Annotated in this window: 24 protein-coding genes; 10 read left to right on the forward strand and 14 right to left on the reverse strand. The window is 56.9% G+C overall.

Translation table 11 applies throughout. The annotated features are described in order from the left end of the window. The first annotated feature begins 19 nt into the window (after positions 1-19). Together SP99_RS15050 and SP99_RS15055 are read left to right on the forward strand one after the other, a co-directional pair. Positions 20-352, forward strand: coding sequence for an RcnB family protein (locus SP99_RS15050; protein ID WP_025760019.1), 333 nt, complete (start codon positions 20-22; stop codon positions 350-352). Next, positions 297-782 (forward strand): GNAT family N-acetyltransferase, encoded by a 486-nt coding sequence (locus SP99_RS15055; protein ID WP_047959087.1) that lies wholly within the window; start codon positions 297-299, stop codon positions 780-782. The genes SP99_RS15050 and SP99_RS15055 overlap by 56 nt, the downstream gene beginning before the upstream one ends. A gap of 94 nt (positions 783-876) precedes the next feature. On the opposite strand, the gene apbC is transcribed toward SP99_RS15055, so the two are convergent. After that, positions 877-1,986: an iron-sulfur cluster carrier protein ApbC gene (gene apbC, locus SP99_RS15060; RefSeq protein ID WP_025760017.1), complete on the reverse strand. Its 1,110-nt coding sequence runs from the start codon at positions 1,984-1,986 to the stop codon at positions 877-879. A gap of 137 nt (positions 1,987-2,123) precedes the next feature. Between apbC and metG the strand changes: the two genes are divergently transcribed. Beyond that, positions 2,124-4,157: a methionine--tRNA ligase gene (gene metG, locus SP99_RS15065; protein WP_045285178.1), complete on the forward strand. Its 2,034-nt coding sequence runs from the start codon at positions 2,124-2,126 to the stop codon at positions 4,155-4,157. A gap of 93 nt (positions 4,158-4,250) precedes the next feature. Here metG and SP99_RS15070 read toward each other — a convergent pair whose 3' ends face one another. Genes SP99_RS15070 through SP99_RS15080 form a run of 3 tightly spaced genes read right to left on the reverse strand, consistent with a single transcriptional unit; the run spans position 4,251 to position 7,166 of the window. After that, positions 4,251-4,721: a YehS family protein gene (locus SP99_RS15070; protein WP_045285177.1), complete on the reverse strand. Its 471-nt coding sequence runs from the start codon at positions 4,719-4,721 to the stop codon at positions 4,251-4,253. 46 nt (positions 4,722-4,767) lie between these two features. Beyond that, complete coding sequence (btsR, locus tag SP99_RS15075; protein WP_025760014.1) at positions 4,768-5,487, reverse strand: two-component system response regulator BtsR; 720 nt, start codon at positions 5,485-5,487, stop codon at positions 4,768-4,770. Then, a complete protein-coding gene (locus SP99_RS15080) occupies positions 5,481-7,166 on the reverse strand; it encodes a sensor histidine kinase (protein ID WP_047959088.1) in 1,686 nt (561 codons plus the stop codon). The genes btsR and SP99_RS15080 overlap by 7 nt, the downstream gene beginning before the upstream one ends. Before the next feature lie 217 nt (positions 7,167-7,383). On the opposite strand from SP99_RS15080, the gene mlrA reads away from it, so the two are divergent. Beyond that, a complete protein-coding gene (gene mlrA / locus SP99_RS15085) occupies positions 7,384-8,124 on the forward strand; it encodes an HTH-type transcriptional regulator MlrA (RefSeq protein WP_047959089.1) in 741 nt (246 codons plus the stop codon). 69 nt (positions 8,125-8,193) lie between these two features. Next, positions 8,194-8,307 (forward strand): protein YohO, encoded by a 114-nt coding sequence (locus SP99_RS23890; protein ID WP_010433613.1) that lies wholly within the window; start codon positions 8,194-8,196, stop codon positions 8,305-8,307. Here SP99_RS23890 and SP99_RS15090 read toward each other — a convergent pair. The 5 genes from SP99_RS15090 to bglX all read right to left on the reverse strand — a co-directional run bounded on the left by SP99_RS15090 (position 8,282) and on the right by bglX (position 14,477). Next, positions 8,282-9,019 carry an ABC transporter permease gene (locus SP99_RS15090; protein WP_047959090.1) on the reverse strand — a complete coding sequence of 246 codons (738 nt, stop codon included), beginning with the start codon at positions 9,017-9,019 and terminating at the stop codon, positions 8,282-8,284. The two genes, SP99_RS23890 and SP99_RS15090, sit on opposite strands and share 26 nt — an antisense overlap. Then, on the reverse strand, positions 9,003-9,953 hold the full coding sequence (locus tag SP99_RS15095) for an ABC transporter ATP-binding protein (protein ID WP_047959091.1): 951 nt from the start codon (positions 9,951-9,953) through the stop codon (positions 9,003-9,005). Before SP99_RS15095 ends, SP99_RS15090 begins: the two co-directional genes overlap by 17 nt. Beyond that, positions 9,946-11,103, reverse strand: coding sequence for an ABC transporter permease (locus SP99_RS15100; protein WP_045285174.1), 1,158 nt, complete (start codon positions 11,101-11,103; stop codon positions 9,946-9,948). The genes SP99_RS15095 and SP99_RS15100 overlap by 8 nt, the downstream gene beginning before the upstream one ends. Positions 11,104-11,115: 12 nt before the next feature. Continuing rightward, positions 11,116-12,033 (reverse strand): glycine betaine ABC transporter substrate-binding protein OsmF, encoded by a 918-nt coding sequence (osmF, locus tag SP99_RS15105; protein WP_047959092.1) that lies wholly within the window; start codon positions 12,031-12,033, stop codon positions 11,116-11,118. A gap of 146 nt (positions 12,034-12,179) precedes the next feature. Next, on the reverse strand, positions 12,180-14,477 hold the full coding sequence (bglX, locus tag SP99_RS15110) for a beta-glucosidase BglX (RefSeq protein WP_047959093.1): 2,298 nt from the start codon (positions 14,475-14,477) through the stop codon (positions 12,180-12,182). A 189-nt stretch (positions 14,478-14,666) separates the two neighbouring features. Between bglX and dld the strand changes: the two genes are divergently transcribed. Together dld and SP99_RS15120 are read left to right on the forward strand one after the other, a co-directional pair. Further along, positions 14,667-16,415 (forward strand): D-lactate dehydrogenase, encoded by a 1,749-nt coding sequence (gene dld / locus SP99_RS15115; protein WP_047959094.1) that lies wholly within the window; start codon positions 14,667-14,669, stop codon positions 16,413-16,415. A 112-nt stretch (positions 16,416-16,527) separates the two neighbouring features. Next, positions 16,528-17,082, forward strand: coding sequence for a GNAT family N-acetyltransferase (locus SP99_RS15120; RefSeq protein ID WP_047959095.1), 555 nt, complete (start codon positions 16,528-16,530; stop codon positions 17,080-17,082). Between the two features lie 95 nt (positions 17,083-17,177). On the opposite strand, the gene pbpG is transcribed toward SP99_RS15120, so the two are convergent. Next, entirely contained in the window at positions 17,178-18,101 is a 924-nt protein-coding gene (gene pbpG, locus SP99_RS15125; RefSeq protein ID WP_014884552.1) for a D-alanyl-D-alanine endopeptidase, read from the reverse strand. Between the two features lie 167 nt (positions 18,102-18,268). Continuing rightward, the gene (locus tag SP99_RS15130) at positions 18,269-18,856 is read right to left on the reverse strand and encodes a Yip1 family protein (protein ID WP_013097942.1); all 588 of its coding nucleotides are present in this window, start codon (positions 18,854-18,856) and stop codon (positions 18,269-18,271) included. A gap of 157 nt (positions 18,857-19,013) precedes the next feature. On the opposite strand from SP99_RS15130, the gene SP99_RS15135 reads away from it, so the two are divergent. Next, a complete protein-coding gene (locus tag SP99_RS15135; RefSeq protein ID WP_047959096.1) occupies positions 19,014-19,586 on the forward strand; it encodes a DedA family protein in 573 nt (190 codons plus the stop codon). Between the two features lie 52 nt (positions 19,587-19,638). Here SP99_RS15135 and SP99_RS15140 read toward each other — a convergent pair whose 3' ends face one another. The 3 genes from SP99_RS15140 to dusC all read right to left on the reverse strand — a co-directional run bounded on the left by SP99_RS15140 (position 19,639) and on the right by dusC (position 22,933). Further along, the gene (locus tag SP99_RS15140) at positions 19,639-20,403 is read right to left on the reverse strand and encodes an SDR family oxidoreductase (RefSeq protein WP_080337349.1); all 765 of its coding nucleotides are present in this window, start codon (positions 20,401-20,403) and stop codon (positions 19,639-19,641) included. A 50-nt stretch (positions 20,404-20,453) separates the two neighbouring features. Continuing rightward, positions 20,454-21,872: a multidrug resistance outer membrane protein MdtQ gene (gene mdtQ, locus SP99_RS15145; protein ID WP_047959098.1), complete on the reverse strand. Its 1,419-nt coding sequence runs from the start codon at positions 21,870-21,872 to the stop codon at positions 20,454-20,456. Between the two features lie 128 nt (positions 21,873-22,000). Continuing rightward, positions 22,001-22,933, reverse strand: coding sequence for a tRNA dihydrouridine(16) synthase DusC (gene dusC, locus SP99_RS15150; RefSeq protein WP_025756256.1), 933 nt, complete (start codon positions 22,931-22,933; stop codon positions 22,001-22,003). A 167-nt stretch (positions 22,934-23,100) separates the two neighbouring features. Between dusC and SP99_RS15155 the strand changes: the two genes are divergently transcribed. Together SP99_RS15155 and SP99_RS15160 are read left to right on the forward strand one after the other, a co-directional pair. Continuing rightward, on the forward strand, positions 23,101-23,496 hold the full coding sequence (locus SP99_RS15155) for a CidA/LrgA family protein (RefSeq protein ID WP_047959099.1): 396 nt from the start codon (positions 23,101-23,103) through the stop codon (positions 23,494-23,496). After that, positions 23,493-24,188 (forward strand): CidB/LrgB family autolysis modulator, encoded by a 696-nt coding sequence (locus tag SP99_RS15160; RefSeq protein WP_025756257.1) that lies wholly within the window; start codon positions 23,493-23,495, stop codon positions 24,186-24,188. The genes SP99_RS15155 and SP99_RS15160 overlap by 4 nt, the downstream gene beginning before the upstream one ends. The last annotated feature ends 59 nt before the right edge of the window (positions 24,189-24,247 follow it).

Raw genomic sequence — 24,247 nt, forward strand, 5'->3', positions numbered from 1 at the left:
CGGTATAACTGGAGAAAAAATGGCTAAGCGTACATGGCTGCTTCTGGGTGTAGTAATGTCTCTTGCAAGTGCAGCGTCAGCAGCCCCGCAAACCGCGTCGGCGTCTGGCGGCATCAAAGCTTATGAAGAACAGGAGTTCATTGCTGATTTCACGAAGTTTAAAATTGGCGACACGGCGCCCGCGCAGTATCAAACCCCGGAATACACCATCAAACAGTATCAACTGCGTAACCTTCCGGCACCGGATGCGGGTACCCACTGGACCTATATGGGTGAAAACTACGTCCTGATTGGCGATGCAGACGGTAAAATCTACAAAGCCTACAACGGAGATATCTTCTATCATCGCTGATACGATCCTGATTCGTCGCTGGCAGGAAAGCGACCGCCCTTTCCTGCGTACCCTCTTCCTCCACGCCCGGCGTGAAGCCTGGCCATGGCTGGACAGTACTGACTGGCAGCTCGAAGATTTTGACGCAGCAACGCGTGACGAAGCGATCTGGGTTGCCACTCAGAACGGCCATCGTCTGGGTTTTGCGTCAGTGTGGACGAACGATAATTTTCTGCACAACCTGTTTGTTGACCCGCAGTATCAAGGTCTTGGGGTCGGGCACGTGCTCCTGGAACATGTGCAGAAGACGTTCACCAGTACGGGGTCACTGAAATGTCTGGTGAAGAATACGCGGGCTATCGCGTTCTACCAGCGGCACGGCTGGCACATTGAGGCAACGGGGGATTCTCCGGAGGGAGAGTACTACCTGATGCATTACCGTTTGCGTTAACGTCGGGTGGCGGCTTCGCCTTACCCGACCTACGTAATGGTGCCATTTGTAGGCCGGGTAAGCGAAGCGCCACCCGGCCATTCGCGCTGAGGATTTACACCGCGCGGAACGCGATGTCGCCAGGGATGACTTCCCCCTGCCAGTAGAGCTGCGCGGCCACGCGCCCCGCCAGTTGACGATACATCTCTGCAAACTCACTGTCCGGACGGCTGACGACCGTCGGTTTCCCGCTGTCCAGATCTTCACGCAGGGTAATGTGCAGCGGCATCTGCCCCAGCAGCTGGGTGTGATACTTCGCGGCCAGTTTTTCTGCCCCACCGGTCCCGAAGATAGGCTCGTGGTGACCGCAGTTGCTGCAGATGTGCATGCTCATGTTCTCGACAATACCGAGCACCGGCACCTCCACTTTTTCAAACATCACGATGCCTTTTTTGGCGTCGATCAGCGCGATATCCTGCGGAGTCGTCACGACAACCGCGCCCGTGACCGGGATGTTTTGCGCCAGCGTCAGCTGAATATCACCGGTACCCGGCGGCATATCCAGCACCAGATAATCCAGATCCGGCCACATCGTCTCCTGCAGCATCTGCATCAACGCTTTGCTGGCCATTGGGCCACGCCAGACCATGGCGTTGTCGTCGGTGACCAGATAACCGATGGAGTTCGTGGCCAGACCGTGCGCCATAATTGGCGCCATGTGGGTGCCGTCCGGCGAGGTTGGACGCTGATTCTCTGCGCCCAGCATATTGGGAATGGACGGGCCGTAGATATCGGCATCCAGAATACCGACCTTCGCCCCTTCTGCCGCCAGCGCCAGCGCCAGGTTGACAGCCGTGGAGGATTTACCCACCCCGCCCTTACCCGAGCTGACCGCAATGATGTTTTTCACACCGTTAACGCCCGGCTGGTTTTTCACCCGCTTGAGGGTGGCGATGCTGTGGCTCAGCTTCCAGTCGATGGCTTTCGCGCCGGTAATGCGCAGCAGTTCAGCGCTGGTTTGCTCTTTCAGCGCGTCAAAGGCGCTGGTCCAGACGAAGGGCATCTGCAGTTCAATGTGCAGCGTGTCGTCCAGCCAGGCAACGTGATGTAACGCTTTCAGCGTAGTCAGATTGTGCTTCAGGGTTGGATGCTGAAAGTTAGCCAGCGTCCCGGCGACCATTGCTCGTAAGGCTTCCGGTGATTTGGCCTGGGATTGAGAACTCATCCCGACTCCTTTGTTCTTGTGAATAAGACCTTAGATGAACAAGTTTACCTGAAAGGCCGTGGTTTGTGCTTACTTAATAATGCCCCTTTTGGTAATATCAAAAACCCTTTTCACAGTTGAAAGAAGTAATGCCTACTATGACTCAAGTCGCGAAGAAAATTCTGGTAACGTGCGCACTGCCGTACGCCAACGGCTCAATCCACCTCGGCCACATGCTGGAGCATATCCAGGCTGATGTCTGGGTCCGTTACCAGCGAATGCGCGGCCACGAGGTTAACTTCATCTGTGCGGACGATGCCCACGGCACGCCGATCATGCTGAAAGCGCAGCAGCTGGGGATTTCCCCGGAGCAGATGATTGCCGAAATGAGTCAGGAGCATCAAACTGATTTTGCTGGCTTTGACATCAGCTATGACAACTATCACTCCACGCACAGCGACGAGAACCGCGAGCTGTCGGAGCTTATCTACACCCGTCTGAAAGAGAACGGTTTTATTAAAAACCGCACCATCTCTCAGCTGTACGATCCGGAAAAAGGCATGTTCCTGCCGGACCGTTTCGTCAAAGGCACCTGCCCGAAATGTAAATCCCCGGACCAGTACGGCGATAACTGCGAAGTGTGCGGCGCGACCTACAGCCCGACCGAGCTTATCGAGCCAAAATCGGTGGTTTCAGGCGCCACGCCTGTAATGCGTGACTCCGAGCACTTCTTCTTCGATCTGCCGTCCTTCAGCGAAATGCTGCAGGCGTGGACCCGCAGCGGCGCGCTGCAGGAGCAGGTGGCGAACAAGATGCAGGAGTGGTTCGAATCCGGTCTGCAGCAGTGGGATATCTCCCGTGATGCGCCATACTTCGGCTTTGAAATCCCGAACGCACCGGGCAAGTATTTCTACGTCTGGCTGGATGCGCCAATCGGCTACATGGGTTCCTTCAAGAACCTGTGCGACAAGCGTGGCGACACCGTCAGCTTCGACGAATACTGGAAGAAAGATTCCACGGCCGAGTTGTACCACTTCATCGGCAAAGACATCGTTTACTTCCACAGCCTGTTCTGGCCGGCCATGCTGGAAGGCAGCAACTTCCGCAAGCCAACCAACCTGTTCGTGCATGGCTACGTAACCGTCAACGGCGCGAAGATGTCCAAGTCCCGCGGGACATTCATTAAAGCCAGCACCTGGCTGAACCACTTCGACGCGGACAGCCTGCGCTATTACTACACCGCGAAGCTCTCTTCGCGCATCGACGATATCGACCTTAACCTGGAAGATTTCGTGCAGCGCGTGAACGCGGACATCGTTAACAAGGTGGTGAACCTGGCGTCCCGTAACGCAGGATTTATCGCCAAACGTTTTGACGGCGTGCTTTCTGCCGAACTGGCCGATCCTGAGCTGTATAAAACCTTCACCGATGCCGCCGCTGCGATTGGCGAAGCCTGGGAAAGCCGTGAATTCGGTAAAGCGATTCGTGAAATCATGGCGCTGGCCGATGTTGCCAACCGCTATGTGGACGAGCAGGCTCCGTGGGTGGTCGCGAAACAGGAAGGCCGTGATGCCGATCTGCAGGCCATCTGCACCATGGGCCTGAATATGTTCCGCGTGCTGATGACCTGGCTGAAGCCGGTACTGCCGCAGCTGGCAGCCCGTGCAGAAGCGTTCCTGAACACCGAACTGAGCTGGGATGCTATCCAGCAGCCGCTGCTCGGCCACAAGGTGAACACCTTCAAAGCGCTGTACAACCGCATTGAGATGAAACAGGTTGAAGCGCTGGTGGAAGCCTCTAAGGAAGAGGTGAAGGCGGCTGCGGCACCGGTGACCGGCCCGCTGGCAGACGATCCGATTCAGGACACCATCACTTTTGATGATTTCGCCAAAGTCGACCTGCGCGTGGCGCTGATTGAGAACGCGGAATTTGTGGAAGGCTCTGACAAACTGCTGCGCCTGACGCTGGATCTGGGCGGTGAGAAGCGCAACGTCTTCTCCGGCATCCGTTCAGCTTACCCGGATCCGCAGGTGCTGATTGGCCGTCAGACCGTGATGGTCGCCAACCTGGCACCACGTAAAATGCGCTTCGGCATCTCTGAGGGGATGGTGATGGCCGCAGGCCCTGGCGGGAAAGATATCTTCCTGTTAAGCCCTGACGAAGGCGCGAAGCCGGGTCAGCAGGTGAAATAACAAAAAAGCCGGATTATTATCCGGCTTTTTTGTTCTCCCTCTCCCTGTGGGAGAGGGCCGGGGTGAGGGCATCAGGCCGCACCCATTGCGCAATCACGCCTTCGGGTTATGCACCCTCTGAGTCAGCCCGCGCAGGAAATTACGCAGAAACTGGTCGCCGCACTCGCGGTAATTTTTATGGTCCGGGGCGCGCATCATGGCGGTCACTTCCGGCACGGAGACGCGGAATTTTTGCTCCGTCATGATCGCCACAATATCATCCGTTTTCAGCGAGAATGCGATGCGCAGTTTTTTGAGTACCGTATTGTTATTCACCCGACGCTCCAGCGCCAGCTCTGGCGCAGAGTCATCTTTGCCACGCTTATCGTAGATTAGACCATTCAGGAAACCCGACAGAATAATGTCAGGGCAGCGCACAAACCCCTCTTCGTCTTCTTTGGTCATCCAGGTGTCGAAACCGGCAGAGGTGGATTCCATGTCCGACAGCGCAAGAATGCGCACCATGTCGTTATTGTTCGCTTTCAGGGTGTAGCGCAGGCTACGAAGAATATCGTTACTTAGCATAGAGCCTTCGAATGTCGATGATGCAATGGCGCGCAGTGTAGCAGTTTTACAGCCCAATCGCCTCTTTCAAACTCTTCAGGTAGCGGCGGCTGACCGGAACGGTTTGCCCGGCGCGCAGGACCAACTCGGCCTGGCCGTTATCTTCCAGCCGGATCTCTTTCAGGTGCGCCATATTGACCAGATACTGACGATGGCAGCGTATCAGCGGCGTGCGGCTCTCCAGCGTGCGCAGCGTCAGTTCGGTGAACCCTTCGTTCCCTTCTGCGCTGGTGACAAATACGCCGCTCAGGCGGCTGCTGACAAACGCCACATCATCCATCTGCAAAAGATAAATCCGGCTGTGTCCGGTGCAGGGGATAAACTTTAGCGGCTGCTGGTTTTCCGGCAGCACGGTGACATCCTGCGCGGTGCGCTCCTGGCGTAAGCGCGTGAGCGTTTTTTCCAGACGCTTCTCTTCAATTGGCTTGAGTAGATAATCAAACGCGTGCTCCTCAAAGGCTTTGACGGCATATTCATCGAACGCCGTGAGAAACACGATGTAGGGACGATGCTCCGGGTCGAGCATGCCGACCATCTCCAGTCCGCTGATGCGGGGCATCTGAATATCGAGGAACAGCACATCCGGGCGCAGCTTGTGCACCGCGCCAATGGCCTCAATGGCGTTGGCACACTCTCCCACAATCTCTATATCCGGCTGCTCCTGCAGCAGAACGCGCAGGTTTTCCCGTGCCAGCGGCTCGTCATCCACAATCAGCACTCTTAACATGCGTTTTCCTCCAGCGGCAGTCGTAAGGTAATACGGGTAAATCGGTCAGGCTCGCAGGCGACGGTAATGCCGCAGTCATCGCCAAAATGGGCGCGCAGGCGTTTATCCACCAGGCTCATCCCTAAACCGCCGGAGGCGGAAGGCTGATAAAGCCCGGCATTATCTTCAATGTCCAGCACCAGATGGTGATTGAACCGGCTGGCGGCGATGGTTATCTGCCCTGTTCCCAAAAGCTGAGACGTACCGTGTTTAATGGCGTTTTCCACGATAGGCTGCAGGGTAAACGCCGGGAGATGCTGGTACGCCAGCTCGTCCGGAACGGAGAGCGACACCTGCAGGCGCGACTGGAAACGCGCCTGCTCGATCTGGAGGTACGCATTCACATGCTCAATCTCATCGGCGAGGGTGACGATCTCCGACGGCCGTTTCAGGTTTTTGCGGAAAAAGGTCGACAGAAACTGTACCAGCTGCGCGGCCTGATCGCTGTCGCGGCGGATCACCGCTTTGAGGGTGTTGAGCGCATTAAACAGGAAATGCGGATTGACCTGGGCATGCAGCAGTTTAATTTCTGACTGGGTCAGCAGAGCCTTCTGCCGTTCATATTGCCCGGCGAGGATTTGCGCTGACAGCAGCTGGGCGATCCCCTCCCCCAGCGTGCGGTTGATCGAGCTGAACAGACGGTTTTTCGCCTCATACAGCTTGATGGTGCCCATCACCCGCTGATTTTCGCCGCGCAGCGGAATGACCAGGGTGGAACCGAGCTTGCACTGCGGATGCAGCGAACAGCGGTAAGGCACTTCGTTACCGTCGGCATACACCACCTCGCCGGTCTCAATGGCGCGCAACGTATAGGCTGAGGAGATGGGTTTACCCGGCAGATGGTGATCGTCCCCGGTGCCGGTAAAGGCCAGCAGCCGCTCGCGGTCGGTTATGGCCACCGCGCCGATGTCCAGCTCCTTGTAGAGCACCAGCGCCACCTTCATGCTGTTCTCTTCGTTAAACCCCTGGCGCAGGATACCTTCGGTCGAGGCAGCAACCTTGAGCGCCGTGGCGGAAAAGGCTGAGGTGTACTTCTCAAACATGGCGCGCTTGTCGAGGAGAATACGCATAAACAGCGCCGCGCCCACGGTGTTGGTGACCATCATCGGGGCGGCAATACTGCCGACCAGGTGCAGCGCATCGTCGAAGGGACGGGCAATCAGCAGAATGATCGCCATCTGCGCCATTTCAGCCACAAAGGTGATCGCCCCGGCGGTCAGGGGGCTAAAGACTTTATCCGGCCGGCCGCGTTTAATCATGTAGCTGTGGACCAGGCCGCCGAGCAGCCCTTCCACGATCGTCGAGATCATACAGCTCAGGGCCGTCATCCCGCCCATGGAATAACGATGCAGCCCCCCGGTTAAACCAACGAGCCCCCCGACGACCGGACCGCCCAGCAGCCCGCCCATCACCGCGCCGATAGCGCGCGTATTGGCAATAGAATCTTCGATATGGAGACCAAACCAGGTCCCCATAATGCAGAATATGGAAAATACGACATAGCAGAGGAATTTGTGCGGCAGGCGTACGGTGACTTGCATCAGCGGGATAAACAGGCGCGTTTTACTCATCAGCCATGCAATGACAAGAAACACGCACATCTGCTGAAGCAACAGCAGCACCAGATTAAACTCGTACATACTCAAAACCGCACACGCTAAAAACGCGTAACATACACGGGTACGGCTCAACTTTCTTTGAAGCATCCCAAAAAAGCGCAAAATCGTGTCCGTTATCACACCTTTTTCTGAATATCGCGCATGCTTCGCATTGTTTGTTCAAAAATCAATCAACTCTTCCTGGTTCGGCAAACTGGGTCTACAGTTAAGCTGGGGACGCGTAAGCCAGGGGGCGAATATGGCGCTTTACACGATAGGTGAAGTGGCACTCCTTTGTGATATCAATCCCGTTACCCTACGGGCGTGGCAGCGACGGTATGGATTACTCAAACCGCAGAGAACGGACGGTGGGCACCGCCTTTTCAATGATGCCGATATCGACCGTATCCGTGAGATCAAAAGCTGGATCGACAACGGGGTGCAGGTCGGGAAAGTGAAGTCCCTCCTCAGCCACGACGACCCTGACACGCAACACCGCTGGCGCGAACAACAGGAAACCCTGTTGCGGCTCCTGCAGGCAGGCAACCTGCAGCGTCTGCGCGGATGGATAAAAGAGCAGGGTCGCGATTATCCGGCGCAGACGCTGATCACCCATCTGTTTATTCCACTGCGTCGACGCCTGCAGTGCCAGCAGTCTACTTTGCAGGCACTGCTCAGTATGCTCGACGGCGTGCTGATCAACTACATTGCCGTTTGCCTTGCCTCAGCGAAGAACAAAGCCGGAAAAGATGCGCTGGTGGTCGGCTGGAACGTACACGACACCACCCGCCTGTGGCTGGAAGCGTGGATTGCGACCCAGAAGGGCTGGCGCGTGGATGTCCTGGCGCACTCTCTGGCGCAGCTCAGACCTGAGTTTTTCGACGGTCATACCCTGCTGGTCTGGTGTGGCGAAGTGCCGTCCGCCACCCAGCAACAGCTGCTGACACAATGGCGCGAGAGTGGTTACCCGGTTTATTCCCTTGGCCCGGATGAGCCATAACGGCATTTAATGGTTCATTAACAGCAGCGCTTCACCGTATAATTGTTCCGTTAACAACAGGAGCAGATGATGAAGGCAACCAAACTGGCCGTTATTACCCTTTTTGTCCTGATGGCTGTAAGCGGTATCGGCGGCGTGATGCTGGCAGGGTACTCGTTTATCGTTCGTGGCGGTGTCGGCTGAGGTACTGCGCCAGTCGCTCAAAAATGCGATCGACGACGATTGCCGCCAGCGCGACCAGCACCGCCCCCTGCACAATATAGGCCGTATTAAACCCGCTTAAGCCGATAATAATCGGCGTTCCCAACGTACTGGCACCGACCGTAGACGCGATGGTCGCCGTCCCGATGTTAACGATCACCGACGTGCGGATCCCGGCAATGATAACCGGTGCCGCAAGCGGCAGCTCAACCTTACGCAGCCGCTGGCCGCGACTCATCCCCATTCCTTCCGCCACGCTCAGTACGGACGCAGGTACTGCCGCGAGGCCCGCCAGCGTGCCCTGCAACACCGGCAATACGCCATACAGAATCAGCGCAATGATGGCAGGCTGCTGCCCAAAGCCCATCACCGGGACCGCTATCGCCAGCACCGCCACCGGGGGAAACGTCTGTCCTATGGCCGCAATGGTCTCCACCAGCGGACGAAACTCCCGACCCGCAGGCCGTGTCACCGCGATACCGGCACCGGTGCCCAGCACCACCGCAATGGCGCTTGAGAGCGCCACCAGCCAGAGATGCGCCAGGGCGAGATTAACAAAGCTCTCCTGCTGATACACCGGCCGCGGCAGCCCGGGGAACAGCGTACTAAACAGCGCCGCGCTGTGGGGCATCAGAAACAGTAAGGCGACAAAAAGCGCTACCAGCCAGAGAAGCGGATCACGCAGAGCCTTCACGCGCCACCTCCCCTGCCAGCAGATCGCGAAAATGTAAGGTACCGCATGGCGCCCCCCGTGCATCCGAAACGGGTAATACCTCGCACTGGCGCGCGACAAACGCGGAGAGGGCATCCCGCAGGCTCATCTGCTCCTGTAATGGCTCGCCGCTCACCGGCATCTCTTCCCGACGCATATAGTCACTGACCGTCCGCAGGGAGAGCAGCCTGACACCCAACTCGCTGCGGCCAAAAAATTCGCGCACAAAATCGTTCTTCGGCCATGTTAATAGCTCAAGCGGCGGGCCCTGCTGCACCACCTCGCCATGATCCATCAGCACCAGATGGTCAGCCAGACGCAGGGCTTCATCAATGTCGTGCGTCACGAGCACGATCGTGCGTCCGAGAATGCGGTGAATGCGGGTCATCTCTGCCTGCAGCGCCCCGCGCGTCACCGGGTCCAGCGCGCCAAAGGGTTCATCCATCAGCAGTACCTGCGGATTGGCCGCCAGCGCGCGCGCCACGCCCACGCGCTGCTGCTGGCCCCCGGATAACTGATGCGGATAGCGGTCACGCAGCGCGGACTCCAGCCCCAGCAGCGCCATCAGTTCATCAACCCGGTCGGCGATGTTAGCCCGCGACCATTTCTCCAGCTGTAGTACGGTGGCAATGTTCTGCGCCACCGTCCAGTGCGGAAACAGGCCGATAGACTGAATGGCGTATCCCATCCGGCGACGCAGCTCCAGCACCGGCAGGCTGCGGATCTCTTCCCCGGCAAAGCGGATCATCCCGCTGTCATGCTCAACCAGCCGGTTGATCATCTTCAGCGTGGTGGATTTTCCCGACCCGGAGGTGCCAATCAGCACCGAAAACGCCCCCTCGGCAAAATTCAGGTTCAGATGGCTCGCGGCCGGGCGGCCGGCAAAGGTTTTACTGACATCAAGAAATTCAATCATTGGCTCTTCTCCCGAGCAGCGCGAGCCATAAGGCAAACAGGGCGTCGACAACAACCGCCAGCGCAATCGTGGGTACCACACCCAACAGCACCAGATCCAGAGCACTGCTCAGCAGCCCCTGGAAGACCAGCGCACCAAATCCCCCCGCGCCAATCAGCGCCGCGATGACCGCCATACCAACGGTTTGTACCGCCACCACCCGCAGACTGCGCAGCAGCAGGGGCAGCGCCAGCGGCAGCTGGATCTTCCAGAAACACTGCCGCGCGCTCATCCCCATCGCATGGGCGCTTTCCAGCACATCCGGGGCGACCTGGCTTAAGCCCGCGACCACACCGCGCACCAGTGGCAACAGCGCATACAGCACCAGCGCAATCAGGGCAGGCGTTAACCCCGTTCCGGCGATGCCCAGCGTTCCCAGCGCGGGAAACGACTTCACCAGCCCGGCCAGCGGGGCAATCAGCAGACCAAACAGCGCGACGGAAGGGATGGTCTGGATAACGTTAAGCACGGCAAAAATACCGCCCTGACGTGAAGGATGGCGATAGCACCACATGCCCAGGGGTATCCCGAGCAGGAGCGCCGGAAAGAGCGTGCCGAAAAGAAGGGTCAGATGTTGCGCCAGGGCATCATCAAACACCTCCTGTCGGTTAGCGTACTCTTTTAACAGCGAAAGGTTGTTCAGCTCACCGCTGAAAAGCAGAAATAAGGGAATACACCATATCTGCGCATTAAGTACCCAGCGCCAGACGCTACTTGCGATGAGTCGACGAATGGCGTCGCTGCAGGCCAGCAGACACAGCGCCAGCCAGAGCCAGAGGCCGCTGCCCACCGTGGTTCTCGCCAGCGGACTTTCCGCCGACGTCATATGCGTTGCCGCCAGCCCGGCTCCCCAGAACAGGATGATAAACAGCCCTTCAGCGAGGAGCAGCGTCAGCCACTGCGCCGTGCGCCCCTGCCAGAGAGAAAGGATCACCCACGCGCCGAGCGCCGACGCCAGACACCACGGCGTGAACGACCAGATTTGCCAGAGCGCTTTTCCTTCTCCCGACATCAGGCGGTTAGGGGCAACATTCACAAACGGTAGTGCGACTGCCGCGATGGCCACGCAGGCCAACAGCAGCAGTACGCGGTTATGACATTTTATCGGCACAGCCCTTTCCCGTTACTTCACAAGCCCTTGTTGTTTCAGGAAGTCGGCGGCCACTTTTTTGGCATCCAGCCCCTCGACGGCAATGCTGGCATTCAGCTGCTGCAGCGTTTTTTCATCCAGCTTTTCGAAGACCGGTTTGAGCCATTCTGCAATGTCCGGGTACGCTTTCAGCACCGCCTCGCGCACCACCGGAGTTGGGGCGTAAATCGGCTGAACGCCTTTTGGATCGGTCAGGGTTTGCAGGCCGAGCGCCGCGACCGGGCCGTCGGTGCCGTAAGCCATTGCGGCGTTAACGCCGGAGGTTTGCTGCGCCGCAGCTTTGATGGTCACCGCGGTATCGCCGCCCGCCAGCGAGAGCAGCTGCGCCTGGTCAAGCTTGAAGTTATAGGCTTTTTCAAACGCCGGTAGCGCGTCAGGCCGCTCGATAAACTCCGCGGACGCCGCCAGCTTAAAGTCGCCCTTCTCTTTCAGGTAGCGGCTGAGATCCGCAAGCGTGGTCAGTTTACCTTTCTCCGCCACGTCCTTACGCACGGCGATAGTCCAGGTATTGTTGGCCGGGGCCGGCGTCAGCCAGACCAGTTTGTTCTGTTCCGCGTCAAGTTTTTTGACTTTTTCATACCCGGCGCTGGCGTTTTTCCATGCCGGATCGTTTTCATCTTTGAAGAAGAATGCCCCGTTGCCGGTGTATTCCGGGTAGATATCCAGTTCGCCGGAGGTAATCGCGCCGCGTACGACGGGCGTGGTGCCGAGCTGGACTTTATTGACAGTTTTCACGCCGTGTCTTTCCAGCACCTGCAGAATAATATTGCCAAGCAGCGCGCCTTCGGTATCGATCTTTGAGCCCACTTTTACCGGCTCCGCCGCCTGTAGCGGCAGGCTTAGCGCTGCGAGTAGCGCCACAGAAGCTACCATCCCCGTTTTAATCGTCATTCCGCTGTCCTCATTTTTTTATCGCCTTTTTCAGAGGCTTGAGAGAAAAGCGTAGCTTAAAACGGCGGATTTACCCGGCAAAATGCCTTTTTAGCATAAGGTAAGACGCATCCCCCGGAAGTCGGGGGATGCAAAGGCAGGAAAGGTTACAGCAGCTCGAATTCGCCCTGGTTTACGCGGGCGGAATCCACGCCGATAAAGACATTAAACTTGCCCGGTTCCGCATCGTATTTCATCTGCTGGTTCCAGAACTTCAGCGCGTCCACGTCAATCGGGAAGCTGATGGTTTTGGTTTCGCCAGGTTTCAGAGTGACCTTCTCGAAGCCGCGCAGCTGTTTCACCGGACGGCTCATGGAGGCCGTGACATCCTGAACGTACATCTGGATCACCGTCGCCCCTTCGCGCTTGCCGGTGTTGGTCACGTCAACGCTGGCGGTGACCTTGCCGTCACGCTTCAGGGTTGGCGCCGACATTTTCACGTCAGAGACCTTGAAGGTGGTGTAGCTCAGACCGTAACCAAACGGATACAGCGGGCCGTTAGCTTCGTCGAAGTAACGGGAGGTGTACTTGTTCGGTTTGTCAGCATTGTAAGGACGACCGGTGTTCAGGTGGCTGTAGTAAACCGGGATCTGCCCGACAGAGCGCGGGAAGGACATCGGCAGCTTGCCCGACGGGTTGTAATCGCCAAACAGCACGTCGGCGATGGCGTTACCGCCTTCGGTACCAGCGAACCAGGTTTCCAGAATGGCGTCAGCCTGCTGGTCCTCTTTCACCAGCGCCAGCGGACGACCATTCATCAGCACCAGCACCAGCGGCTTGCCGGTGGCTTTCAGGGCGGCGATCAGATCGCGCTGGCTCTGCGGGATGGTGATGTCCGTTCGGCTGGAGGCTTCATGCGCCATCCCCTGCGCTTCGCCCACGACCGCAACAACAACGTCAGACTGCTTCGCGGTATTCACCGCCTCGTCAATCATCTCCTTCGGCGTGCGCGGATCGACCTTCACCGCTTCCTCATACTGGTTGAGGAAGGTCACGATGTCTTTATCGTTGGTGACGTTGGCGCCTTTGGCATACAGCACTTTCGCGTTATCACCCACGGCGCTCTTAATCCCGGTCAGCACGGTCACGGACTGGTCGGCCACGCCCGCGGCAGACCAGCTGCCCATGACGTCGCGCTTGCTGTCGGCCAGCGGGCCTACCACGGCAATGGTGCCGGATTTTTTCAGCGGCAGCGTGTCGAGGCGATTTTTCAGCAGCACCAGGCTTTCGCGCGCCACGTCACGCGCTTCTTTGCGGTGCAGACGGCTTTCGGCGTTAGTGTCCACAGGATCAGAATCTTTCGGCCCGAGGTGACTGTAAGGATCGTTAAACAGCCCCATATCGTATTTCACATTCAGCACGTGACGCGTGGCATCGTCCAGCTCCGCCATCGTGACTTTGCCGCTCTTCACCAGACCCGGCAGGTATTTGCTGTAGTACTCGTCACTCATGCTCATGTTGATACCGGACTTGAGCGCCACGCGCACCGCATCTTCCGGGTCGGAGGCGGTGCCGTGTTTGATAAGCTCCTTAATCGCGCCGTGGTCAGACACCGTGATGCCCTTGAAGCCCCACTGGTCGCGCAGCACGTCTTTCAGTAGCCAGGAATCAGACGTCGCTGGCGTGCCGTTGAGTGAGTTCAGCGCCACCATCACCGCGCCGCTCCCCGCATCGAGCCCTGCCTTGTACGGCGGCATGTAGTCGTTAAACAGGCGCTGCGGGCTCATGTCGACGGTGTTGTACTCTTTACCGCCTTCCACTGCGCCATAGGCCGCGAAGTGCTTGACGCTGGTCATCACCGAATAGCGATCCGCCGGACTCTTGCCCTGCATCGCTTCCACCATGGTTTTGCCCATTGTGGCAGTTAAATACGTATCTTCACCGAAGCCTTCCGAGCCGCGACCCCAGCGCGGATCGCGCGAGACATCCACCATCGGTGCCCAGGTCATGTTCAGGCCGTCGTCCGCGGCTTCATAAGCCGATACGCGCCCCACGGTTTTCACCGCGTCGAGGTTAAACGAGGAGGCTAAGCCAAGGCTGATGGGAAAGACGGTACGCTGGCCGTGTACCACGTCATAGGCGAAGAACAGTGGAATTTTCAGGCGGCTGAGATCCATCACCTGATCCTGCATCTTGCGGATATCCTGACGGGTGACGGTATTAAAGATGGCGCCAACCTGCCCGTCTTTGATCATCTCGCGGATCGCCTCTTTTGGGTTATCCGGACCGACGCTGATCAGACGCAGCTGGCCGATCTTTTCATCGACCGTCATTTTCTTGAGCAATTCCGTGACAAACGCGTCCCGGGCTTCAGGCGTGAGCGGATGGTTACCAAACAAATCCTCTGCCAGCGCAGGTTGCAGCGCCAGGCTGACGGCGACACCTACAGAACATAGCCATTTCATGTCGTTTTACTCTCTCATCAATAACCGCCGGACGATCTCGGCCATACCGTGCGAAAAGCGCAGTGTGCCACAAACCCTCTGAACGTTGCAGGGTTATTCTCTGATTTTTCTCGTGAATACTCGACCGCTTAACAGTTAATCGCGCTATGCTTTACAGCGAGAAATTTGCCCCACCACAAGGAGTGGAAAATGTCTTCTGTTCGAACAAACGATAACACGGCTTTTATTAACGAACTGTCGCGCCTGGTTGGCTCCTCTCACCTGCTTACCGACCCGGCGAAAACTGCCCGCTACCGCAAGGGCTTCCGCTCCGGCCAGGGCGAGGCGCTGGCGGTGGTTTTCCCCGGCACGCTGCTGGAGTTGTGGCGCGTGCTGAGCGCCTGCGTCGCCGCCGACAAGATTATTTTAATGCAGGCGGCGAACACCGGCCTGACTGAAGGTTCAACGCCGAACGGCAACGATTACGACCGTGACATCGTGATCATCAGCACCCTGCGCCTCGACAAACTGCACCTGCTGGATAAAGGCGAGCAGGTGCTCGCCTTCCCCGGCACGACGCTCTACTCCCTCGAAAAAGCGCTTAAGCCGCTGGGCCGCGAACCACATTCGGTGATCGGCTCCTCCTGTATTGGCGCTTCGGTGGTTGGTGGGATCTGCAATAACTCCGGCGGCTCGCTGGTGCAGCGCGGCCCCGCCTATACCGAGATGTCCCTGTTTGCCCGTATCGATGAAAACGGCAAGCTGACGCTGGTTAACCATCTGGGTATCGATCTTGGCGTCACGCCGGAGCAGATCCTCAGCAAGCTCGACGACGATCGCGTGAAGGATGAAGACGTTCAGCACGACGGCCGTCATGCACACGATCACGACTACGTGACCCGCGTGCGGGATATCAATGCCGATACGCCGGCGCGCTACAACGCCGACCCGGATCGCCTGTTTGAATCCTCCGGCTGCGCGGGCAAGCTGGCGGTGTTCGCGGTGCGTCTCGACACCTTCCCGGCCGAGAAAAAGCAGCAGGTGTTTTACATCGGGACCAATCAGCCGGACGTTCTGACGGCGATCCGCCGCCACATTCTGGGCGAATTCACGCACCTGCCGGTGGCGGGCGAGTATATGCACCGGGACATTTACGACATCGCCGAGCGTTACGGCAAAGATACGTTCCTGATGATTGACAAGCTCGGCACCGACAAAATGCCGTTCTTCTTCACCATGAAGGGCCGCACCGACGCGATGCTGGAGAAAGTGCCCCTGTTTAAACCGCACTTCACCGACCGCTTTATGCAGAAACTGGGCAACGTTTTCCCGGCACATTTACCGGAGCGGATGAAAACCTGGCGCGATAAGTACGAGCATCATTTGCTGTTAAAAATGGCCGGGGACGGGATTGCCGAAGCGCAGTCCTGGCTGAGCGAATTCTTTAAAACCGCCGAGGGGGATTTCTTTGCCTGTACGCCTGAAGAGGGCAGCAAAGCGTTCCTGCACCGTTTTGCCGCCGCAGGCGCCGCCATCCGTTATCAGGCGGTACATTCCGAAGAGGTGGAAGATATTCTGGCGCTGGATATCGCTCTGCGCCGTAATGACACCGAGTGGTTTGAACACCTGCCGCCGGAAATTGACAGTAAGCTGGTGCATAAACTCTATTACGGCCACTTTATGTGTTATGTCTTCCATCAGGACTACATTGTCAAAAAAGGAGTAGACGCGCACGCGCTGAAGGAGCAGATGCTCGCCCTGTTGCGTGAACGCGGCGCACAATATCCTGCGGAACACAACGTCGGGCATCTTTATAAAGCTCCGGACGCACTTAAGCAGTTTTATCGCGAGAATGACCCTACAAACAGCATGAATCCCGGCATCGGTAAAACAACGCGGAAGAAATACTGGCACGAGAGCGCAGACGCGGAGCAGCGCATAACGCAAGCGTCTGATTAATTCATACAGCCAAATTTGAGAGATTGTTAAGCGCTACTTAATCGTAATAGAGTAACTGTCTGTCGCCGGAGAAACGTTTCTCCGGCTATCTATCACGAGGAGCAGGCACATCATGTCGGCTGTTGATGTTTTATCCGAGACCGAACTGGAAGTGCGCGACGCCCTTCCCGATGATGTGCATGCCATCGCCGCCATCTATGCCTGGCATGTGCTTCACGGGCGCGCATCCTTTGAAGAAGTTCCCCCCACCATCGATGAAATGCGTCATCGCATGAAAAGCGTGGCTGAGAACGGGTTACCGTGGTTAATCGCGCTGTATCGCGGCATTGTGGTCGGCTATTGCTACGCCACCCCTTACCGGCCGCGACACGCTTACCGCTATACCCTGGAAGAGTCGATTTATGTGGACGCCAGCATCACCGGACGCGGTTTTGGCTCGGCATTAATGTCTGCGTTGATCGCACGCTGTGAGCAAGGCCCGTGGCGGCAGATGATTGCCGTGGTGGGAGACGGCAATAATAATGCCGGCTCATTGCGCCTGCATAAAAAGCATGGCTTCGAGATTGTCGGACAGCTGCGCAGCGTGGGATACAAGAAAGGCGACTGGCGGGATACGGTGATTATGCAGCGCCCGCTCAACGACGGGGACTGGACGCTGCCGGAGTAAAAGCAAAACGGTAACCTGGGTTACCGTTTTTTAGTGTTTTCTCCCTCTCCCTGTGGGAGAGGGTCGGGGTGAGGGCATCAGCGCGCAGAGGCGGCTCAGTCGTTTTGCGCCGTCGCCATCTGTTCCGCTTTCTGCTTTTTATACGTCAATGCCGCAGCCGGCACAGGCTGTACTTTCCCCGTTTCAATCCAGGTGCGCAGACGGCTCGCGTCGGCGAAGTGGGTATATTTGCCGAAGGCATCCATCACCACCAGCGCCACAGGCTTACCGTTAAACACCGTGCGCATCACCAGACAGTGCCCTGCCGCGTTGGTAAAACCGGTTTTCGTTAACTGAATATTCCAGTTATCCCGATAAACCAGATGGTTAGTGTTGCGGAACGGCAGCGTATAGGCCGGGTTTGCAAAGGTCGCCATCTCTTCACGGGTGGTACTAAGCTGTCCAATCAGCGGGTACTGTTTGCTGGCAATCAGCAGTTTCGTCAGATCGCGCGCCGTGGAGACGTTGTTGATCGACAGACCCGTCGGTTCAACATAATGCGTATTGTTCATTCCCAGCGCTTTGGCCTTGGCGTTCATCGCGCGGATAAACGCGTCATAGCCGCCAGGATAGTGATGCGCAAGGCTCGCCGCCGCACGGTTTTCAGACGACATCAGCGCCAGCAGCAGCATATTTTTCCGGCTGATTTCACTGTTCAGACGCACGCGAGAGTAGATCCCTTTCATCTCCGGCGTGTGGCTGATATCCACTTTCAGCTTTTCGTCCAGCGGCAGATGGGCATCAAGCACCACCATCGCGGTCATTAATTTGGTAATCGAGGCGATCGGGCGTACCAGGTCCGGATGGCTGGCGTAAATCACCTTATTGGTGTTGAGATCAACAATCATCGCGCTGCCGGAGGCAATTTGCGGCTGGGCAGCAGCGGTGGTCACCGCGGGCGTTTTGGCGACGGCTGGCACGGCAGCGGACGCGCCCAGCAACAGCGCCAGGCTAAGTAAAGAGACTCGGAATTTCAGCATGGTGAGACTTCTGATAATTATTCACGCACGTAATGACGTACACCGCCTGTGTCAACGGTGAAACACAGGCTGGCTTCGGCATCATAGCGGTCGCCGGGCGTTGTCGCCAGCGGATAATCGTGAACAGATGCTGCATTGCTGGCATTTACGCCAGCAATGCAGTGAACTCAGAAGAGACGGTATCCATAACCCCAAAGAATAACCGTCAGCGCCAGTAGCGCCTCCAGGACCAGTACGCCGATGGCGAGCGTTGAACTGGAGAAGCTCAGGCCCTCTTCTTTATTGATATTGAGGAAGGTTGGGACCCCCAGATACAGCAGATAACCGGTGTAAAAGAGGGCAATGGTACCGATCAGTGCGCACAACCAGACCAGTGGATAGAGCGCAACAATACCGCTTAAGAACAGCGGGGTCGCGACATATCCGGCGAAGACCATACAGTGCGCCAGCGATGGACGTTGCGGGTAGTTACGCGCCATCCAGTGTATAACGCGCCCCATCACCGCCACACCCGCCAGCATCAGGCCATAGAAGAGAATGGCCAGATAAAGCCCGGTAAACCAGGAGAGCTGAACCACGGTGCCGTCCCCGAAGTTCCAGCCGATTTGTGTTGTTCCAATAAAAGCGCATATTACCGGCACCGCAGCCATCAGCAGCACATGGTGCGTGTAATGATGCGAGACCGTTTCGTTCTCACTTTTAATGACATGCATTTCACGATCGGGATGGGAGAAAAGTCCCCAGACATGGTTCATAGCGCCCCCTTGTTGTCGGCCCGTCATCGATACCTTAAGTATAATGCAGGCTTTAGATTATTTTATGTACAGTGGGAAATTTCCGTTGATTTCCCCGCTGTTGATTCATGGGGTATATGATTAAGCGAGACATACTAAGGGAGATGATATTGACGTAATGGATATCAACGGATTTATTGAACAATACGGATACGCTGCGCTGGTGGTCGGGAGCGTGGCAGAAGGTGAAACCATCACGCTGTTGGGCGGCGTCGCCGCACATCAGGGGCTGCTAAAATTCCCGCTGGTGGTTGCCGCCGTCGCGCTGGGCGGCATGATTGGCGATCAGCTGCTCTATTTTCTGGGACTGCGTTTCGGGCCTGCGTTGCTGCAACGTTTTGCTAAGCATCAAAAGAAGATCCGCAGAGCGCAACGGCTGATCCAGCGCCACCCTTACCTGTTTGTGATTGGCACCCGCTTTATGTACGGCTTTCGAATCATAGGGCCGATATTGATTGGGGCGAGCCGCCTGCCGCCTAAAATTTTCCTGCCGCTCAATATTGTTGGCGCTGTTGCCTGGGCGCTGATTTTTACCACGCTCGGTTACGTGGGGGGCGAAGTGATTGGCCCATGGCTGCATAATCTCGACCAGCACCTGAAACACTGGGCGTGGTTGATTCTGGTGGTCGGGGCGGTGATTGGGGTCAGGCTGTGGCTGAAGCATCGGGAAAAGAGGCGGGAGGAGGAGTGAGGGCGTTTTTAGTTCCCTCTCCCTTTGGGAGAGGGTTAGGGTGAGGGGAAACCTACCCCTCCGGCTTAAACTGCGGATTCGCCAGCATAAATCCTCCGTCGACAATAAACGATTGTCCGGTGGTATAACTGGCGTCGCCATCGCACAGCCACGCCACCAGGCTTGCGATCTCTTTGGTATACCCCGGTCTTGCCAGCGGGATTTCCGGCAATGAACCTTCTTTCACCGTGCTGTCATCCATGTCATTCATAGGTGTGGCAATCGCCCCCGGCGCGACGGCATTCACCAGAATGTTGTGCTTAACCAGCTCCAGCGCCATGGACTTCGTTAACCCTCCCAGCGCATGTTTTGCTGCGGTATAGGCGCTGGCCTCTGGCAGCGGCGTGTGCTCATGGACCGAGGTGATATTCACAATCCGCCCCCCTTCCCCCTGCTTCACCATCTGACGTGCCGCTATCTGCGAGCAGAGAAACGCGCCGTCAACGTCGACGGTGAAAATTTTCCGCCAGTCGTCAAACGGCATATCCAGAAACGGCGCTTTGGCCATCGCCCCGGCATTATTGACCAGCACGTCCAGTCGACCAAAACGCGCAATCAGCGTTTCTATCGCCTCAGCGCCTTCCGGCAGAGTACTTAAATCAAGATGGATAGCCTCTGCACGCTGGCCCTGCGCTTCGATTTCACGGCAGGTGTCCAGCGCCCCATTTTCATCTGAGTGCCAGGTGACGCCAATATCAAACCCGCGCTCAGCCAGCATCAGCGCCGTGGTTTTACCAATCCCGGAATCCGATGCGGTAACAATCGCTACTCTGGTCATACTCACCTCCTGAAAAACAGCAAAGAGGTAAGTATAGATAATGGCCTTTTTTAGCCATGATGATAGCCACCGCCCAGGGCCGAGGTCAGCTGCAGCGTGGCGTCAACATACTGACCTTTCAGCATTAATCCGGCGAGATGCTCTTTAAGCGCCGGGATTCTGGCTTCACTGACCCGGGAGCCGGCAATCATTCCCGCGCTAAAACGCGCCTGCGCCAGCGCCACCACCCGTGCTGCATCTTTTTCCACCTGCTGCTGATGACGGTTTTTCGCGGTCAGCGTTTCGAGCTCACTGGCCGTGCGCGCCACCTGATTAACCGCCTCCACCACCGCTTTGTTGTAGTTCGCCACCGAGAGATTGTTCTGCGCCTGCGCGATATCCAGGCTGGCGTTCAGCCTGCCGCTGTCGAAAATGGGCAGCGTCAGCCCGGCGGTCACGCCCATCTGCTGCGCGGAAGCACGGAACAGATCGCTGAGGTGGAGGGCATCCTGCTGTAAGAAGGCCATCAGGTTCACGTCAGGATAAAATGCCGCTCTGGCGGCTTCCACCTCACTCATGGAGGCTTCGATGTACCAGTGCGCCTCCTGCAGATCCGGACGGCGTGCCAGCAGTTCGTATCCTAGCGTCGAGGGTAACGAGGCCTCCACCGTCGGCAAGGCGTGCCGGGTAAGTGTTAAAGTGGATGAATTGGTCAGCGCGACCAGACGCGCCTCTATGGCTTTCATCTTGCCGCTCACCTCAGCCATCTGCTCTTCGGTTTTGCTGGCGTTGATATCCGTTTCGACGCCCTCTACGGAGGAGGTAATCCCATGCAGATACAGCTCGCGGTCGGCCCCGATGATATTGTCCTGTTCGCGTTTAATCTGCCCGAGTACATCCTCCGCGGCGGCCTGGGTTTGCCACTCCCAGTAGAGCCGCGCCACGCTGCTGGCCAGCAGCTGACGGGTTTGTTCAAGCTCCGCTTTTTGCGCATTGACTTTGCCTATTCGGGCCTCCACCTGCGCGCGATTTTTTCCCCACAGGTCGAGATCCCAGCCGGCGGTCAGGCCAAAGGTGCCATTGGTGTACCACGGCCCGGTGGTACCTGCCGCCGGGTCAGTAATAGCGAAGGGCCCCATCAGCCCTTCGGCGGACATTTTCTGACGTTCGGCATCCGCTGAAAAATCCATCTGCGGACCGTCGGCAGCCAGCGTGGCTTTTGCCTGGGCTTCGGCAAGCGTAATACGCTGGCGGGCAATCTGCATATCCGGCGCATCGTTCAAGGCTTTTGCAATAAGACGGTTAAGCTGGGGATCGTTATACGCCTTCCACCACTCATTTTTCGGCCAGTCCTGATGATGCAAAACCGTATTAACCGACGCCGTTACCGTCCGGGCCTGGAGAGGGGAAACCGTGGCATGTTCCGGCGCACAGGCAACCAGTACAAACGCGAGAGGAGCACTCAGAGATAAAATAAAAGAACGTTTCATTACGCCATAGACTCAAAAAAGAAAGGCGCAAATTACGCTTGATGTTATTTGTTTTTTTAGTAATGCGTGGCAATCCGTAAATTGTTATACATTTACATAAACAGAAAATTATTCATCAAATGAATTAATTACTTCGACTGAATAACCCGGGCAATATCAGCGGAGGTTTGTAATGTCCGGATCTCCTGAAATAACCCCAGCGCTTCATCATATTCTTTGCGTAAATAACTCAGCCACTGTTTAATTCGCGCCACGTGATACAAACCGGTGTCGCCCTGCTTTTCCAGACGGCTATATTTTTGCAGCAGCGTGACGACATCTGCCCACGGCATACGCGGCTCGTTATATTTTACCACCCGGCTGAGGTTGGGCACATTCAGCGCCCCGCGGCCGATCATCACCGCATCGCAGCCGGTGGCGTTCAGACAGGCCTGCGCGCTCTCGTAGTCCCAGATTTCGCCGTTGGCGATCACCGGAATGGAGAGACGTTTGCGGATCTCACCGATCGCCTGCCAGTTAATGCGCTCGGCTTTGTAGCCATCCTCTTTGGTGCGGCCATGCACCACCAGCTCGGTAGCCCCGGCCTGCTGCACCGCATCGGCGATTTCAAATTGCCGGGCATCGCTGTCCCACCCCAGGCGCACCTTAACCGTCACCGGCAAATGCGAAGGCACGGCCTCACGCATTGCTTTCGCGCCGCGGTAAATCAGCTCCGGATCTTTCAGCAACGTCGCTCCGCCGCCGCTGCCGTTCACCAGCTTCGACGGGCAGCCGCAGTTGAGATCCACGCCGTAAGAGCCCAGTTCAACCGCACGGGCGGCGTTTTCCGCCAGCCATTCCGGATACTGACCGAGCAGTTGAATACGCACCAGCGTGCCGGAAGAGGTCCGGCTGTTGTTGTGCAGCTCGGGGCACAGGCGGAAGAAGGATTTTACCGGCAACAACATATCGACCACGCGCAGAAACTCCGTCACGCAGAGATCGTAATCGTTCACCTCGGTCAGAAGCTCGCGCACGAGGGAGTCGAGCACGCCTTCCATTGGGGCCAGTAAGACACGCATAGCAGTACCTGTAAAAAAAGACGCGCTATAGTATCTGCTCTCCGGGTATGTGGAAAGCACGACGTTCCATTCCGGAATGTCTGGTATGCTCAAATTTCATGATGTGATCCGTGGCACATTTTCAGGTTTAATTGTATGATGAATCCGTTTCAGCAAGGACTTTCACCATGAGTAAATCATTGAACATTATCTGGCAATATCTGCGCGCATTCGTCCTGATTTACGCCTGCCTGTATGCCGGGATTTTCATCGCGTCGCTGCTGCCAATTACTATTCCCGGCAGCATTATCGGTATGCTGATCCTCTTTGTTTTGCTGGCGTTGCAAATTCTGCCCGCAAAGTGGGTCAACCCCGGCTGCTTTGTCCTTATTCGCTATATGGCGCTGCTTTTCGTACCTATCGGCGTCGGGGTGATGCAGTATTTTGATTTGCTTATAGCCCAGTTCGGCCCGATTGTGGTCTCCTGCGCGGTCAGTACGCTGGTGGTTTTCCTGGTGGTGAGCTGGAGTTCGCATCTGGTGCATGGTGAACGCAACGTGATCGGGGAGAAAACAAAAAAATGATAGCCAATATCTGGTGGTCGCTGCCATTAACCCTGGTGGTGTTCTTCGCCGCTCGCAAACTTGCCGCACGTTTCAAAATGCCCTTGCTGAACCCGCTGCTGGTGGCGATGGTGGTGATTATCCCGTTCCTGCTGCTCACCGGCATACCTTACGAACGCTACTTTGCTGGCAGCAAAATCCTCAACGACCTGCTGCAGCCCGCCGTTGTCGCGCTGGCGTTTCCTTTATATGAACAGCTGCACCAGATCCGCGCTCGCTGGAAATCCATCATCACCATCTGTTTTGTCGGCAGCCTGGTGGCGATGATTACGGGAACATCGGTGGCGCTGTTGATGGGCGCTTCCCCGCAGATTGCGGCGTCTATCCTTCCGAAATCGGTGACCACGCCTATCGCGATGGCGGTCGGCGGCAGCCTCGGCGGTATTCCGGCCATCAGCGCAATGTGCGTGATTTTCGTTGGCATTCTTGGCGCGGTATTTGGTCATACCCTGCTTAACGCCATGCGTATCCATACGAAGGCCGCCCGGGGACTGTCGATGGGTACCGCCTCGCATGCGCTGGGCACCGCCCGCTGCGCAGAGCTGGATTATCAGGAAGGGGCGTTTAGCTCTCTGGCGCTGGTAATCTGCGGGATTATCACCTCCCTGCTGGCCCCATTCATTTTCCCGCTGATTCTGGCGGTGATGGGCTAAAATTTGCGATGCGTCGCGCAAATTTCATTTTGATTTCATAAGTTGCATACATAATGAGA

This window comes from Enterobacter sp. BIDMC92 (assembly GCF_001030225.1).
Taxonomy (GTDB): Bacteria; Pseudomonadota; Gammaproteobacteria; order Enterobacterales; family Enterobacteriaceae; genus Enterobacter; species Enterobacter sichuanensis.